This window comes from Streptomyces sp. NBC_01210 (genome assembly GCF_036010325.1).
In the GTDB taxonomy this organism is placed as follows: Bacteria; Actinomycetota; Actinomycetes; order Streptomycetales; family Streptomycetaceae; genus Streptomyces.
Map to the genome: position 1 here is coordinate 972293 of NZ_CP108549.1, position 16005 is coordinate 988297.

11 protein-coding genes and 2 pseudogenes are annotated in these 16005 nt (G+C 67.0%); 4 read left to right on the top strand and 9 right to left on the bottom strand.

What is annotated here, in order from left to right; translation table 11 throughout:
* Positions 1 to 155: 155 nt before the first annotated feature.
* The 5 genes from OG735_RS04245 to OG735_RS04265 all read right to left on the bottom strand — a co-directional run bounded on the left by OG735_RS04245 (position 156) and on the right by OG735_RS04265 (position 4824).
* Complete coding sequence (locus tag OG735_RS04245) at positions 156 to 1079, bottom strand: ArsR/SmtB family transcription factor (RefSeq protein WP_327321782.1); 924 nt, start codon at positions 1077 to 1079, stop codon at positions 156 to 158.
* 379 nt (positions 1080 to 1458) lie between these two features.
* A complete protein-coding gene (locus OG735_RS04250) occupies positions 1459 to 2406 on the bottom strand; it encodes an amino acid ABC transporter permease (RefSeq protein ID WP_327321783.1) in 948 nt (315 codons plus the stop codon).
* A complete protein-coding gene (locus OG735_RS04255; protein ID WP_327321785.1) occupies positions 2403 to 3068 on the bottom strand; it encodes an amino acid ABC transporter permease in 666 nt (221 codons plus the stop codon). Before OG735_RS04255 ends, OG735_RS04250 begins: the two co-directional genes overlap by 4 nt.
* 76 nt (positions 3069 to 3144) lie before the next feature.
* Entirely contained in the window at positions 3145 to 3984 is an 840-nt protein-coding gene (locus tag OG735_RS04260) for a glutamate ABC transporter substrate-binding protein (RefSeq protein WP_327321787.1), read from the bottom strand.
* Between the two features lie 48 nt (positions 3985 to 4032).
* A complete protein-coding gene (locus OG735_RS04265; RefSeq protein WP_327321788.1) occupies positions 4033 to 4824 on the bottom strand; it encodes an amino acid ABC transporter ATP-binding protein in 792 nt (263 codons plus the stop codon).
* 200 nt (positions 4825 to 5024) lie between these two features.
* Between OG735_RS04265 and OG735_RS04270 the strand changes: the two genes are divergently transcribed.
* Complete coding sequence (locus OG735_RS04270; RefSeq protein ID WP_327321789.1) at positions 5025 to 7127, top strand: SpoIIE family protein phosphatase; 2103 nt, start codon at positions 5025 to 5027, stop codon at positions 7125 to 7127.
* A 137-nt stretch (positions 7128 to 7264) separates the two neighbouring features.
* Positions 7265 to 8025 (top strand): annotated as a pseudogene (locus OG735_RS04275) (DeoR/GlpR family DNA-binding transcription regulator).
* Positions 8026 to 8606: 581 nt separating this feature from the next.
* Here the strand turns inward: OG735_RS04275 and OG735_RS04280 are convergent.
* The 4 genes from OG735_RS04280 to OG735_RS04295 are packed head-to-tail and all read right to left on the bottom strand — an operon-like array spanning position 8607 to position 12541.
* Positions 8607 to 9731 carry an ABC transporter ATP-binding protein gene (locus tag OG735_RS04280; RefSeq protein WP_327321790.1) on the bottom strand — a complete coding sequence of 375 codons (1125 nt, stop codon included), beginning with the start codon at positions 9729 to 9731 and terminating at the stop codon, positions 8607 to 8609.
* 5 nt (positions 9732 to 9736) lie between these two features.
* On the bottom strand, positions 9737 to 10573 hold the full coding sequence (locus OG735_RS04285; RefSeq protein WP_327321791.1) for an ABC transporter permease: 837 nt from the start codon (positions 10571 to 10573) through the stop codon (positions 9737 to 9739).
* Positions 10560 to 11453: an ABC transporter permease gene (locus OG735_RS04290; RefSeq protein WP_327321792.1), complete on the bottom strand. Its 894-nt coding sequence runs from the start codon at positions 11451 to 11453 to the stop codon at positions 10560 to 10562. Before OG735_RS04290 ends, OG735_RS04285 begins: the two co-directional genes overlap by 14 nt.
* Positions 11435 to 12541, bottom strand: coding sequence for an extracellular solute-binding protein (locus OG735_RS04295; protein WP_327321793.1), 1107 nt, complete (start codon positions 12539 to 12541; stop codon positions 11435 to 11437). The genes OG735_RS04290 and OG735_RS04295 overlap by 19 nt, the downstream gene beginning before the upstream one ends.
* 1403 nt (positions 12542 to 13944) lie before the next feature.
* Between OG735_RS04295 and OG735_RS04300 the strand changes: the two genes are divergently transcribed.
* Both OG735_RS04300 and OG735_RS04305 read left to right on the top strand, forming a co-directional pair.
* Positions 13945 to 15501: a M4 family metallopeptidase gene (locus OG735_RS04300; protein WP_327321794.1), complete on the top strand. Its 1557-nt coding sequence runs from the start codon at positions 13945 to 13947 to the stop codon at positions 15499 to 15501.
* Between the two features lie 141 nt (positions 15502 to 15642).
* A pseudogene (locus OG735_RS04305) lies at positions 15643 to 15987 on the top strand (TetR/AcrR family transcriptional regulator); the annotation flags it as partial.
* Positions 15988 to 16005: the final 18 nt, after the last annotated feature.

Consider the following 16005-nt stretch of genomic DNA (forward strand, 5'->3'; position numbering starts at 1 on the left):
CCCTTTCAGAACGCGCAGGCGTCGTTCGCGACGGGAGGGGTCGTCGCAGCCGATGGCGACGAGTCCGGACAGCCGTGCCTGCGTGGCCACCAGATCGACACTATGAACCATATGTCCACTTCGTCGATGGGGCAGAAGATGCGCGGGGAGCCGGCTCAGCGCCGCACGATCTCCTGATCACGGTCCAGGCCGGCGGGGGCGAGCAGCGAGCGGGCCGCCTCGGTGTTCCCGGCTCCAGCAGCGACATCGCCGCCCAGCGACTCCGCCCGGACCGGCATGCCGGCGCCGAGCAGTTGGAGCCCCAACGGGGTCACCGCATGCAGGACGTACTTGCCTTCGCGGCGGCTGGTCACGAGACCCCCGTCGCGCAGGACGCTGATCTGATAGCTCACGCTGGGCAGTGAGACCCCCACGGCCTCGGCCACCTCGGAAGTGGTCCGGGTGCTTCTGTCGGCCACCTCGGTGAGCACCGCAGCCCGGGTGCGGCCGAGCAGCCGCTCGAGTCCGTCCTCCGTCCCCCGCACGAGGTCGAGCGGCGCTTTCGCCACCGGATAGACGAGCACCGGGGCCAGGGCCGGATCCGCGAGGGCGGTCGGCCGACGCCAGCAGAAGTACGAGGGAACGAGAAGCAGTCCGCGGCCCTCCAGGTACAGGTCGCGATCGACGGGGTAATCCACCTCCAGCACCGGGGAGTTCCACCGCGCCAGCGGGTGCAATCCGTCCAGCAACGTCTGTGTGCCGCCTTCCAGCAGGGTGCGCGCTCGCTGGCTGACATCGTTGCCGACAGCGGTACGGATGCGGGACCAGTACGGCCGCAGCAGTGCCCCGTGATACGTCGCCAGTGCGCCTGTCAGCGAGGCAAGCGCATCGCGACCAGGACCGCCGAGCGAGGTCCAGCTCGGGATCGGGCGGGACTCGGCCAGTCTCGACATCTCGCGGACCAGCTGTCTGTGCGGGGTGAGGCGCACCTGCTCGAGGCCCGCGGGCAGATCGGCGCCGGGGACCGGCGGGGTGAGGAAGTCCGGGATGTAGCCGGAAGGGGGAATCACTGTCCGCAGCAGATGCAGGGCACGATTCACCAGCGGATCCGTGCGGAGCCTGTGGTGGGCCGAGCTACGCCAATCGCCGAACTCGAGCCGTCCCTGTCCGGTCTGTAATCGGCACACACTGCAGACCAGTTCCCACAATGGGTCGGGCTGCGGAGCGATTCGGATGTTCTGCAGGTCGTGGGGGGTGAAGTGAATGCGGAGCACACCGCCTCCTTCGCTCACAGGCCCTGTGTGGGCCATGGCCGCCCCGGCATCGGCGCGACCATAGGTGGGGACGAGCGGCATCCCCCTCATGGTTGCCCTCCCATCGCCCCGTCCTCGCCCGGAAGAGGGTTTGGCTTCTTCGCATCGGTTTCCCCGAGGTGAGAGGCCGCAGAGTCACTCACTCACCTGTCGTCAGTTCGTCCTGTCACTTCGTCCGATCGGCCGGCCCGCCCCCGGCCCGTCCCCCTCCGCCGTCCAGCTCTCCTGGGCCGACGTGCTCGCCGGGCGTCGAGAGCTCCTCGACCGCGTCGACGCCGACCACCGCGCCGGTGGACCTCTTGCCACGGCGCAGCCGGCCTTCCAGCCGGCTCGCAAAGGTGGTGAGCGCGAAGTTGAGCACGACGAAGATCACGGCGACGACGGTGAAGCTGGCGATGGTGTTCGCCCCGTAGTTCGCGCTCATCGGGCGGACCGATGCCAGCAGTTCGGAGAAGCCGAGCAACGCGCCACCGAGCGCGGTGTCCTTCACGATGACCACCAGCTGGCTGACGATGGCGGGGAGCATCGCGGTGACCGACTGCGGCAGCAGCACGTACAGCATGGTCTGGCTCTTGCGCATACCGATCGCCTTGGCCGCGTCGGACTGCCCCTGGGGAAGGGAGAGAATGCCCGCCCGTACGATCTCGGCGAGCACCGAGGCGTTGTAGAGCACCAGGCCCGTGACCACGGCGTACAGCGGCCGGTTGTCGGGACTGATGTCGGTGTACTCGGCGTACGCCGCGTTGGCGAATAGCATCAGGATCAGCACCGGGATGGCACGGAAGAACTCCACGACGGCGCCGGCCGCGCCCCGTACCCACCAGTGGTCGGAGAGCCGCGCGATACCGAAGAACGCTCCGAGCGGCAGCGCGATGACCATGGCCAGGGCGGCGCCTTTGAGCGTGTTCTTGAGCCCCGGCAGGAGGTACGTCGACCAGGCACGGGAATCGGTGAAGAACGGCTTCCACTTGGCCCATTCGAGCTGGTTCTTGTCGACGAGGCTCTGGACCACCCACCAGATCAGCGCTGCCAGCGCGATCACGAACACCACCGTGAACAGGACATTGCGCCGCTTGGCGCGCGGTCCCGGGGCGTCGTACAGGACGGAGGTCACCGCTTCACCGCCACCTTCTTGCTGACCCAGCCGAGGAACAGTCCGGTCGGGAGGGTGAGGCAGATGAATCCGAACGCGAAGATGCCGGAGATGAGAATGAGCTGAGCCTCGTTCTCGATCATTTGCCGCATCAGCGCCGCGGCCTCGGCGACACCGATCGCGGCGGCCACCGTGGTGTTCTTGATGAGGGCGATCAGCACGTTCGCCAGCGGACCCACCACAGAGCGGAATGCCTGCGGGAGGACGATCAGCCGCAGGACCTGGGTGAAGCTCAGGCCGATGGCACGCGCTGCCTCCGTCTGGCCGAGGGGCACGGTGTTGATGCCGGACCGCAGCGCCTCACACACGAAGGCGGACGTGTAGGCGGTCAGGCCGAGCACGGCGAGCCTGAAATTGATGGTGTTGAAGTCGTCCGCGCCGAGATTGACGCCGAGTGTCTGGAAGAGGCCCAGCGAGGTGAAGACGATGATCACCGTCAGCGGGATGTTCCGCACCACGTTGACGTAGGAGGTGCCGAAGCCGCGCATCAGGGGCACCGGGCTGACCCGCATGGCCGCCAGGAGCGTTCCCCAGATCAGAGAGCCGACTGCGGAATAGAAGGCGAGCTGCACCGTCACCCAGAAGGCCCCCAGCACGTCGTAACCCTCAAGAAAGTCGAACACGATCTCCCGGCCTTCCGCGTGTGAGAAGGGCGAGGCGCGCCGCAGCGATGGGCGGCGCGCCGGTCAGGCACCCGCTTCAGCTGACGATGACGCCGATCTTCGGTGCAGGCTCGTTCTTGTAGCCGGCCGGTCCCAGGTTCTTGTTGACGTAGGCCTGCCAGGAACCGTCGCTGACCATCTTCTCCAGGGCGGTGTTGATCTTGGCCTTGAGCTCGCTGCCCTTCTGGACACCGATGCCGTAGTTCTCGTTGCTCAGCTTGAAGCCGCCCAGCTTGAACTTGCCCTTGAACTCGGGCTGCGCGGCGTAGCCGGCGAGGATCGCGTCATCGGTGGTCAGGGCGTCGATGACCTTGTTCTCCAGACCGGTGAGGCACTCGGAGTAGCCGCCGTACTCCTGCAGCTGAGCCTTCGGCGCGATCTTTGTCTTGACGTTCTGCGCGGAGGTGGACCCGGTGACCGAGCAGAGCTTCTTGTTGTTCAGGTCCTCGGGCTTCTTGATGGAGTTGTCGTCCGCCCGGATCAGGACGTCCTGGTGCGCCAGCAGGTAGGGGCCGGCGAAGTCGACCTTCTTCTGACGCTCGGGCGTGATCGAGTAGGAGGCCACGATGTAGTCGACATCACCTCTCTGGAGCAGCGTCTCGCGGTCGGCGCTCTTGGCTTCCTTCCATTCGATGTCGGTGGGCTTGTAGCCGAGCTGCTTGGCCACGTACGCCGCCACGTCGACGTCGAGACCCGTGTACTTGCCGTCCGGGGTCTTCAGGCCGATGCCTGGCTGGTCGAATTTGATGCCGACGGTGATCTTTTTGTCACCGCTGCCCGCACTGCTCTTGTCGCCGTCGCCGGATCCGCAGGCCGTGGCGGTGAGGGACAGCGTGAGCGCAGCGGCTGCTGCGGCAGAGACCATACGAAGCTTCATGGTGATCATCCCTAGTGCTCAAGGATCCGGAGTGCTCAAGGGGCCGGCTCAGTGGTGAAGAATCTTCGAAAGAAAGTCCTTGGCGCGGTTGCTGCGCGGGTTGCTGAAGAACTGATCGGGTGTCGTCTCTTCCACGATCCGGCCGTCCGCCATGAAGACCACGCGGTTGGCGGCCGAACGGGCGAACCCCATCTCATGGGTGACGACGACCATCGTCATACCGTCCCGGGCGAGCTGCTGCATGACCTCCAGCACCTCATTGATCATCTCCGGGTCGAGCGCGGATGTCGGCTCGTCGAAGAGCATGATCTTCGGGTCCATGGCCAGCGCTCTGGCGATCGCCACCCGCTGCTGCTGGCCACCGGAGAGCTGCGCGGGGTACTTGTCCGCCTGGGAGGCGACTCCCACCCGGTCGAGCAGCCGGCGCGCCCGCTCCTCGGCGGCCTTCTTGTCCTTCTTGCGGACCTTGATCTGGCCGAGCGTCACGTTCTGCAGCACGGTCTTGTGCGCGAAGAGGTTGAAGGACTGGAAGACCATGCCCACATCGGCACGCAGTGCGGCCAGCTCGCGGCCCTCGGCGGGCAGGGGCTTGCCGTCGATGGCGATCTCGCCGGAGTCGATGGTCTCCAGGCGGTTGATGGCGCGGCACAGTGTGGACTTACCGCCCCCGGACGGCCCAATGACGACGACAACCTCGCCCTGGGCGATGGTCAGGTCGATGTCCTGGAGGACATGGAGCGCGCCGAAGTGCTTATTGACGTCGCGCAGCACGACCAGCGCGTCGCCCGTGCCGCGGGTGGCAGTTTCCTGGGTCACCGTTACTCCGCTCTTCGGCTTCATAGTCCGACTTCCTCGAGCCGGTCGCACGCTGACTGCCGGGCGCCGATGCGGGTTGACCGTGCGAGTTTTGAATCGGGAACACGGGTGCAAGATCAGCCGAGGGCGAGAGACGATAGGAGGCACCGGACCCTGCGCACGGCGACGCTGCGGGCCGGAGTCGGCACCGGATCGAGTGGCGGCGGGCGGAAGGAGATCCTGGGATGTGTGCAGCCGATGCCTTCCCTGCCGAACCCGCCCGGCCGAGAGGCGGCGCATCCGAGCCCGGGGGGCTCTTTGATCTGCTGAGCGTCGCCGCCGTGGTACTGGACGCGTACGGCCGGATCGCGCTGTGGAGCCCGCAGGCCGAGGAGTTGTTCGGGTACACCGCCGAGCAGGCGCTCGGCCGCTTCGCAGATCGGTTGCTGGTCCATGAGCAGCACATGGAACTGGTGCGCCAGCTGTTCGCCGAGGTGATGGTGGGCGACGGGAACTGGGCGGGTGCCTTCCCCGTACGGCGCAAGGACGGCAGCACGCTGCTGGTGGAGTTCCGCAATATGCGGCTGGAGGACCACCGGAAGGAGCTCTACGCACTGGGCCTCGCCACCGACCAGGCGACGTTGCTGCAGGTGGAGCGGGACCTGGCCCTGTCCACCCGGTTGGTCTCCCAGTCCCCGATCGGGCTGGCGGTGGTGGACACTGATCTGCGGTACGTCAGCGTCAACCCGGCACTCGAACGCATCAATGGCCTGCCGGCCGCCGAGCATGTTGGACGTCACGTCCGGGATGCCGTGCCTTTTTTGGACACCGAGGCAATCGAGTCCGCGATGCGCGAGGTTCTCGCCACGGGCGTTCCGCTGCTTGACCAGGAGTCGGTCGGGCGCACCCCGGCCGATCCGGACCGCGAGCACGCCTGGTCGGTCTCGTTCTACCGGCTGGAGTCCTCCAACGGGGAAGTGCTCGGGGTGGCCACCTCAGTCGTGGACGTCACCGAGCGGTATCGCGCCACCGCCGAGGTCGTTCAGGCCCGGAAACGCCTCGCGCTCGTTGCTGACGCCACCATACGCATCGGCACCACGCTCGACCTCGACCAGACCGCCCGTGAACTCGCCGGAGTGTCCGTACCGGAGCTGGCCGACGTGGCCGCCGTGGACGTGCTCGACAGTGTGCTGAACGCCCGCGGGGCCATCGCGATCCATGAAGGCCCCGCGGTGTTCCGGGCTCTCGCCGTGGCCGCCGCGCACCCCACCGATGCCGTACGCGCCGCTGATCCGCCCGGTGAGGTCGCCAGGTATGAGACCGACCGGCTGGTCACCCAGTGCGTGATCACCGGCCGCCCGGTCCGGGTGCCCCACGTGGAGACCGACGACCTGTTGCGTATCGCCCGCAGTCCCGAAGCCGCGAGGCTGCTGGCCACGGCGGGGGTGCACTCCTACCTCGCCGTGCCACTGATCGCGCGCGGCGAAGTCCTCGGCGCCCTCGACCTCAAGCGAACCCGCAACCCTGAACCGTTCAACACCGACGATGAGATCCTGGCCGGCGAGCTGGCCGCGCGAGCGGCCGTGTGCATCGACAACGCCCGCTGGTACCAGCAGGTGCGCAATACCGCACTCACTCTCCAGCGCAGCCTTCTGCCTCAGCAGCCACCGGACCAACCCGGTCTGGAGATTGCGTACCGCTATGAGCCGGCCCAGGCCGCCAGCGAGGTCGGCGGCGACTGGTTCGACGTCATCCCGCTCACGGGCGACAAGACCGCCCTCGTCGTCGGCGATGTCATGGGCAGCGGCATCAGCGCCGCCGCCACGATGGGCCAGCTCCGCACCGCCACCCGCACGCTGGCCGAACTCGACCTCGACCCCGCCCAGGTGCTGCGCCACCTCGATCGCATCGCCGACCGCATGGTGCAGACCATTACCACATGCATCTACGCCGTCTACGATCCCCACCAGTCCCAGTGCCTCATCTCCAACGCCGGGCACCTGCCGCCGGCCCTGGTACGCCCTGGCCTGCCCCCCGAACTGCTCGAGGTGCCCACTGGCGCCCCGCTCGGCGTTGGCGACGTCAACTTCCAGACCACTGCGCTCGATCTGCGCCCCCACGATGATCTGGTCCTCTACACCGATGGCCTGGTCGAAACGCGCGACCAGGCCATCGATGAACGTCTGCAGACCCTCCTGGCCCTCCTCGCCGCCCCTCCCCGGTCTCTGGAAGAGACCTGTGACGTTCTTCTGCACTCTCTGCGCCACCCCGGAGACCACGACGACGTGGCCCTGCTCATCGCCAGGGTCCGGCCCTGGCCCGCGACCGGGGCGACGCCGACGGCCTGAGGCCGGCTGAGCAGTGCCGCTCATTACACTCATGCCCAGTACAGCCATCCTGGTCAATGCCGATGGATCATGTGGAGAATTCATGGAGGCTCACAGGGGAGACCAGGGCCCTTCGACACACAGAAGAGGAGATGACCCTGGACGGCGACGAACGTCGGCGTGCCATTCTGACGGTCGCGCGACGCAATGGATCGGTGGAAGTCGCCGCCCTCTCGGGGGAGTTGGCCGTTTCCCTGGAGACCGTGCGGCGGGATCTGCGGATGCTGGAGGAGAGCGGCCTGGTCCGCCGTACGCACGGTGGGGCCTACCCCGTCGAGAGCGCCGGATTCGAGACAACACTCGCAGCCCGCACCACCCGGCACGTGCCACAGAAGGCCCGAATCGCCGCGGCAGCAGTTGAGTTGCTCGGGGAGGCGGAGACCGTGTTCATCGACGAGGGCTTCACCCCGCAGCTGATCGCCGAGGCGCTGCCCCAGGAGCGGCCGCTGACCGTCGTCACGGCGTCGCTCACCACCGCGGGCTCGCTCGCCGGCGGGGGAACACGCAGGTACTGCTGCTGGGCGGTCGGCTGCGGGGCAACACGATGGCCACCGTGGATCACTGGGTGACCGACATGCTGGCCGGCCTGGTGATCGACCTGGCGTATGTCGGAGCCAACGGCATCTCCCGTGAATACGGGCTGACCACCCCCGATCCGGCAGTCGGCCATGTCAAGGCGCAGGCCATGAAGTCGGCCCGGCGCCGGATCTTCTCGGGGATCCACACCAAGTTCGGCGCAGTGAGTTTCTGCCGGTTCGCCGAGGTACCGGACTTCGAGGCCATCATCACCAACACCTCGCTCACCGCTGTGGAGGCCCAGCGCTATGCGCTGCTGGGCCCCCAGGTCATCCGGGTGTGAGCAGACCGCTCAGCCCACGATGCCCACCGGGGGCGTTGGCAGGTCTTGCGTCAACATCTTCGAGGACACCGCGGACGACCTGGGCGGCAACCAGGGCGGCGGGGACGCCGGCGACTCGTAGGGCGCTCGCCCGCCACCACCCCTGATCCATCCGCTCTCACCAGGAGGTTCCCCCGTGGCTGTCCACTCCGCGTACTCGACACTTCCCCGGCGGACTGCTGTTCGGACATGAAGTCTCCTCCTTGTCGCCTCCGCCTCGCCCACTGCCAGGAGGATGGTCACCCTGAGTTCTTCCGCCAGTTGACGACTCGCCTCAAGTCCGGCTATCTCCGGTGCGGCGAAGCCGTGGCAGCAACCGGGCCCGGAGCCGGGCGATCCGGGTCCGAGCCGACCCTCAATTTCCCGGCCGGGGAGTGCCGCCAACCACCTTCATATGACGGTGGCATACAGCGAACAGCGGACGGCCCGGCGGACGGCGGGGTTGCCCGCCGCCCGACCGGGCGACTCGGAAGAACCCGAGGCGGTCCTGCCTCGTGCGGGTGTGTGCCGGCAGGCCCGTCGCTCCCAACGGACGTGTCCGGTCAGGCGTCGAGGACGAGCAACTGGGCGTGGTCCTGGTCCCAGCCGACGCACACATCCGCGTCGAGTTCGGCGGCGGTGCGCGAGCTCGGGGACATTTCCCGCATCAACAGCTCCTGCTCCCCCACAAGCAGCCGGTGGCGGATGGTGGCGCCGAGGTTGGTGGAGGACACCACTCGGCCCTTCGCGCTGTTCTCGTCCCGTTCGGCGGGAATGAACGCCAGATGTTCCGGCCGGATGGACACCGCGTACCGATCACCCTTGGCCCCGCGGTCCTGTACCCGGCAGATCCCGAGCCGGCCGAGGTCGACAACGGCCGTGTCGCCCGAGCGTTCCACGATGCTGCACGGCAGGAGATTGGTGTCGCCGAGGAAGTTGGCCACCCAGTCGGTCGCGGGATGCGCGTACACGTCCTCGGGAGCACCCTGCTGCACGATTCGGCCGTCGCGCATCACGACGATTCTGTCCGACATGGACATGGCTTCGTCCTGGTCGTGGGTGACGAACAGTACGGAGATCCCCAGCGACCGTTGGATGGTCTTGATCTCTTCCTGCATCTGCTCCCGCAGCCGTTTGTCCAGCGCTGCCATCGGCTCGTCCAGGAGCAGTGCCGACGGATTGAAGACCAGGGCGCGGGCCAGCGCGACCCGCTGCTGCTGTCCTCCGGACAGCTGGCGCGGGCGGCGGTCGCCCAGCTTGGCCAGACCGACGCGTTCAAGGGCCTCCTCGGCCCGTTGGCGCCGCTCCGTCGGCCGGATTTTACGCATACGCAGGGCGAACTCGACGTTCTCCCTTGCGCTCATGTGGGGAAACAGCGCGTAACTCTGGAACACGACACCGAGATTGCGGTCCTTCGGCGGCAGCTTGTCGACCGGTTCGCCGTTGATCAGCACCGTGCCGGAGGTGAGTTCCTCGAAGCCGGCAACCATCATCATGGTGGTGGTCTTGCCCGAACCGCTGGGGCCGAGCAGGGTGACGAACTCGCCGGGCTGCACGGTCAGATCGAGGTCGTCGACCGCGGCGACGTCGCCATAGGTCTTACGCACCCGGCGCAGTTCGATGGAACCGATTTCCTGAGTCCCGACGACCGGCGAGGCAGCGGTCGGGAGCGTAGCGGAGGTTGTCATGGAGCTCACCCTGTCTGGTCGGCGGCCACCGTCGTCAACGGCAGCATCCGGGCGATGGAACGGCGGCGGAGCATGAAGAGGACCTGCACGAGCAGTCCGAGAGTGGCGACGGTGACCAACATGGCCGAGGAGACAGCGATCTTCGGCGTCAGGTTGTACTGAATGTCGGTGAACATCTTCACCGGCAGCGTGGTCGCACTCGGCGACTGCAGGAACAGCGCGATCACCGTCTCGTCGATGGAGACGGAAAAGGCGAACAGCGCGCCCGCGACAAGACCGGGCCGGATGACCGGCAGATAAACGAACCGTGCCACGGACGGTGTGCCGGCTCCCAGACTCTGCGCGGAGCGCACCAGGGCCGGATTGAGGCCGGAGAGGCTGGCGCGCACGGTGAGGAACGCGTACGGCGTGGCGATCACGGCGTGGGCGAGGCCGATCGGAAGAATCGTGCCGACGAGTCCGACGGAGTTGAAGAACTGGTAGAACGCCAGCGCCAGCACCACGGCGGGGACGATCATCGGAGCGAGGATCACCCCGGTCACCGCGGACCGCCCCGGGAACTGCCGCCCGTGCAGGGCTACCGCCGCAGCTCCCCCCAGCAGCACCGCGAGTACCACGGCGATACCCGCGGCCTGCAGGCTCGCCAGAACGGCCGAGATCCAGGCCGTGTCGCCGAAGAATCCGGTGACCGCGTCGGTGGAGAACCGATCCGGCGGGAAGGTGATGTACCGGCTGTGGTTGAACGCCATCGGCACCACGATCGCGGTGGGTACGACGAGGAACACGAAAACCGGGACGGCGGCGAGCAGCGCCGGGGAGAGCCGAGAACTAGCCGACCTCATGGGCACCTCCCGCGCGGAGGATCCGCTGGTAGACCGCCACGAGCACGCTCACGATGGCGGTCAGCACAAGCGCGAGCGCGGAGGCGCCGGCGAAGTCGGTCAACTCCATGGCGTAGAAGTCGATTTGATTGGCAATCATCTGATCTCCCGGGCCACCGAGCACGACAGGTGTGATGAAGAAGCCGGTGCTGATGATGAACACCAGCAGCCCGGCGGCCGAGACGCCCGGCACAGTGAGCGGAAGGATGACCCGGCGGAAGACCGACAGCTCGCCCGCGCCCAGGGAACGCGCGGCCAGCTCCAGCCGGTTGTCGATCGCGGAAAGCGCGGCGAAGATCGGGAACACGGCGTAGGGCAGGAGGTAGTGCACCATCCCCAGCACGACCGCGAACCGATTGTGCAGCAGCGTCAGCGGATGGTCGGTGAGCCCGAGTCCCTGCAGGGCGCCGTTCACCAGACCGTTGTCCTGCAGGAGGACCGCCCAGGCGAAGTTCTTCACCAGGACTCCGGTCCAGAAAGGCAGCAGGACCAGGGCGAACAGGACGACCCGCGTGAGGGCGCCACTGCGCCAGATCGCCCAGGCCAGCAGGTAGCCGATCACGATGGTCGCGAGGGTGGAGACCGCGCTGATCTCGAACGTATTGATCAACGACTTGATCACCAGCGGGTCTTCGAGCACCCGCTGGTAGGCCTGGTCTTCCATGCTGGAGGAGACGAGCGTCCCCAGCGGGGTGAGAAACAGGATGGCGTCGAAAGCGGCGATCGGAGCGAGGAGCAGCAACCACGTCCCGCGGACGCGGAACCGGCGTCCGCGGGACGTGTCGCAGGCCTGCGCGGGCGCTACGGCGGCGAGGGGCATTGTCAGCTTCCCGCCTGCCACAGCTTGAACCTCTGCTCCGTCGCCTTGAGGTTCTTCGCCCACCACTCGTCGTCGCGTACGAGAATGGTCTCCGCCAGCTTCGGACTGGTGGGAAGAGTGTCGGCGACAGCAGCGGGCAGCTTCGCGAGCGCGGGGGTGTTGGCCAGCGTCAGGTTTGTCGTCCGGTCGAAGTCGGCTCCGGCATCTGCGTCGTTGCTCATGAAGTTCATCAGCCGGAACGCCGCTTCCTTGTTCCTCGATCCCTTGGGGACGACGAAGTAGTCGCCGGCGAGGACACCGTTGGACGAGGAGAAGTTCAGCCTGGCGCCGTCCTTGCGAGCGGCGTTGATCCGGTTGTTGAAGCTGGTGGACAGCGTGACCTCGCCCGACGTCAACTGCTGGACGGGCTCCTGATTGGCCGTGTGGTAGATCAGCCTGTCGCGTCCGGGGTGCTTCGCCAGGTAACGCAGCGCGGCGTCCACATCCAGCGGATAGATCTTGTCGAACGGGATGCCCTCGGCCAGCCGCGCCGCTTCCAGCACGGAGCTGTCCGACAGCTGTCCGTACACCGAGCGCTTGGTGGGGTATCTGCTCTGGTCGAAGAACTGGGCCCAGTTCTTGGGTGCTTGCCCGTCGGGGATGTGCTTCTGGTCCCAGGCCATCACGAACAGGAAGCTCAGGTACTTGATGCCGTACTCCGCCTTCGCGTAGGAAGGCAGCCCCTTGTCGCTGATGATGTCGTAGTCGAACTTCTCGAGCAGGTCTTCGTTGACGGCCTGGACGTACTCCGGAGCCGTCAACTCCACCAGGTCCCACTGCACGTCGCCGGAGTGCACCTGCGTCTTGAGGGCCGCCAGGCTGGTGTTGGCGAGCAGCGTCGAGCGGATGCCCGTCTTCTTCTCGAACGGCTTCAGGATGGTCTTCGTCAGCTGGTCGTTGTAGGAGCCGCCGTACGAGGTGACCGTCACGGTCTTGTTCGCCGGCGCGGTGTTGGTCGACTTGGTGCTGCAGGAGGTGAGCAGGCTTCCTGCGAACGGGACCGCCAGCGCAGCACCTGCTCCCGTCCTCAGAATCGACCGCCGGCTGATGGGTGTCGTTGGCTGCGTCATTTTCGGCACGGCCTCTCTTGGAATTTCCACGCATGCGGGAATCGGACGATGACAACTTCAGGCTGAGCAAAGGGGGATCTACGCCGTCTCATGGCGGAGTGGAGAGTACGGCCGCAACTCTGGGGCCGTCGACGAATCGCTGTGGCTTTGCGGGTTCCGCTTATGCCTTGGCGCGTCGAGAACCTATGGATCTCGAACAATCCATGATTCGTCGCGATGGCTGCGTCACACCGCCGACCGCGTGCCGCAAACCATAGGGTTCGGTTGTCCGGCCGTCAACGATTGTTTTCCGGCAATCACACTCGGACGACGCCGGAGTGTGCCAGGCACGAACCCGCAGTAGAGGTGGAGGCGTTCCCCTTCGCGGAAGAACCGTCGCCTGCGCCGATCAGCAACGGACCGCGGTCTCCGCGGGGGCCCGGGCGGCAGCCGTCTCCGCAGCGGATCCGCGCATCCGGGCCGCGGTCCCGGCCGCGGCCTTGGGCGCGGGCCGGCCACGCCACCGGAGAAGGTGGTGGGTACAGAACGGCCGACCTTTTCGGGCGACCTGGACCGTTTACGCACCCTTTCCTCATGTGCGGGACATCCACTGAATGGCCGTCCAGTGGATGGAACGTACACTTCCGGGCCGCTGGTGCCCGGCCCTAGGTTTCGTACCGCGAGACGGCAGTCGACCGTTCGCGGCCCCGGGCGACCCCCACGCAGGCCGTGCGGCACCGCCCCCGCACGCTCCGCCCCGCACCAACCTGGGTCCGACGTCACACGGTCCCGGATCCCCTTTCTTGCGCCCTCTGGAATTCGCTCCACCGCGTTTTCCGCCCCGCCGCAACGACGCCCCCCAATTGCACAGCACCACGGTCCGGGCAGCCGCCTGACAGATCGGAGGATCGCATGGCCATCGACCACTTCGCGATGAACGACTATGCGCTCCTCGCCGGCTCGCCCTCCCGTCCGTGCCGCATGAGTCAGTTACTCAGGGCGTAACCGGGCGCTGTCATTCTTGTCCAGGGCCGTGCAACCGATGCTGCCTGCAAAAGTGTTGACGTTTCCCGGGCTCACACCATGCTGAATTCAGACCGAGGCTTCCTTCTTTCGCTCACCCTCCTTGAATTCTGCAGCCGATACCCATGACCCACACATTCGGATCGCTCAGAAGGCCCGGGCCGCCCGCGACGCCGGGTGCGCGCGACGCCGCGCCCGCGATGACCGTCAACTCGGCTGTCCCTGCGGAGAGTTGGCACAAGTCGCTGGAGTCCACCGGATAACGGACACCGGAGGCGCCCAGTCGGACAAGAACTGGTCAAAAATTTGTGAGGTAATTGTCGAAACTCCGTCAAATTCGTTCGTTCGGTGGCACGCTCGGCGATTGATCAACCCCCCACAGACCGAGCGATGGAGATCGCATGACCCCCCACAAGAACACCCGGCGCGCCGCTGCCCTCGTGGCCACGGCCGCCATGGTCGTCGTCGGCGTACAGGCCGGATCCGCGAGCGGCGCACCAGGCCGGGCGGACGGCCCCACCCCCGCCCCGACGGGCGTTTCCGCGCGCGACGTGGCCATCAAGTCCGCCCAGGCCGACGCTACTTCGGCCGCCGGCGCGCTCGGCCTCGGCGCCAAGGAGAAGCTGGTCGTCCGTGACGTCATCAAGGACGCGGACGGCACGGTGCACACCCGCTACGAACGCACGTACGACGGACTGCCTGTCCTGGGCGGCGACCTCGTCACGCACACCGCCAAGAACGGCAGGTTCAAGGGCGTGGACAAGGCGAACGACGCCCGCATATCGGTGGCGACCACCGACGCGGTGCGTAAGGCCGCGGCCGGTGCCCGCAAGGTGATCTGGGCGGGCAACGGCACGCCGGTCCTCGCCTTCGAGACGGTCAGGACCGGCGTGCAGAAGGACGGTACGCCCAGCAAGCTGCACATCGTCACCGACGCCGCGACCGGCAAGAAGCTGCACCAGTACGAAGCTGTCGAGACCGGCACCGGCGCCAGCCAGTACAGCGGCGAGGTCCCCCTCTCCACCACCAAGAGCGGCTCCGGCTTCGAGCTCACCGACGGCGAGCGCGGTGGCCACAAGACCTACGACCTGAACCAGGGCCAGAGCGGCACCGGCAAGCTGCTCACTGACGACGACGACAAGTGGGGCAGCGGCACCAACGACGACCGGCAGACCGCCGGCGTCGACGCCGCCTACGGCGCCGCCATGACCTGGGACTTCTACAAGACCGAGCTCGGCCGCAATGGCATCGCCGACGACGGCAAGGCCGCGTACTCCCGGGTCCACTACGGCCAGTCGTACGTCAACGCCTTCTGGGACGACGACTGCTTCTGCATGACATACGGCGACGGCGAGGGCGACAAGAAGTCCCTCACCGAGCTCGACGTGGCGGGCCACGAGATGAGCCACGGTCTCACCTCCCGCACCGCCAAGCTGGAGTACAGCGGTGAGTCGGGCGGGCTCAACGAGGCGACCAGCGACATCTTCGGCACCTCGGTCGAGTTCTTCGCCAACAACAAGAAGGACGTCGGCGACTACCTCATCGGCGAAGAGATCGACATCAACGGCGACGGCAAGCCCCTGCGTTACATGGACAAGCCCAGCAAGGACGGGCAGTCCCTGGACGCGTGGAAGGCCGGCGCCGGCGACGTGGACGTCCACCACTCCTCCGGCATCGCGAACCACTTCTTCTACCTGCTGTCCGAGGGCAGCGGCAAGAAGACGATCAACGGGGTCGACTACGACTCCCCGACCTCGGACAGCTCGACGGTCACCGGGATCGGCCGGGAGAAGGCCTACAAGATCTGGTACAAGGCCCTCACCACCTACATGACCTCGACGACCGACTACAAGGCCGCCCGTGAGGCGACCGTGAAGGCAGCAAACGACCTGTACGGAGCAGACGGCGCGGAGGCGAAGACAGTCGCCGCCGCCTGGGGCGCGGTCAACGTGAAGTAACCGGCTTCCGCTTGCCGTAGAACCAGGTGTTCCTGAGGTCCATCAGGTCCTCGCGGGACTTCTTCACGGAGTACGCCGTGAAGAAGTCCCGCGAGCCTTGACGACCGTACGGACCGCCGTCACGACCCGCCCTCGGGCTCCGAGACGCCCGTGGCGCGGGTGAGTCTCAACGAGCTGCGTCGCCGCGTCGGTCTGGCGAAGTCGAATGTGCTGCGCTACTTCGAGACCCGCGAGGCCGTACTGCTCGAACTCCTGGACGCCGCGTTGCGCGAGTGGCTGGAACAGCTCGACCACGCGCTCACGACGGCCGTCGACGCCGGTGCGGCACCGTCCGAGCGCGGCAACCAAGTGGCCGCCACGCTCGTGACGTCGCCGGCGGCCCACCCGGTGCTGTGCGACCTGATCAGCGCCCAGGGCGCGGTCCTCGAGCGCAACGTGTCCCCGAGGGTCGCCGCGGAGTGCAAGCGCGCCGCCATCGCGAGCGTCGGCAGCCGGCCCGGCTGA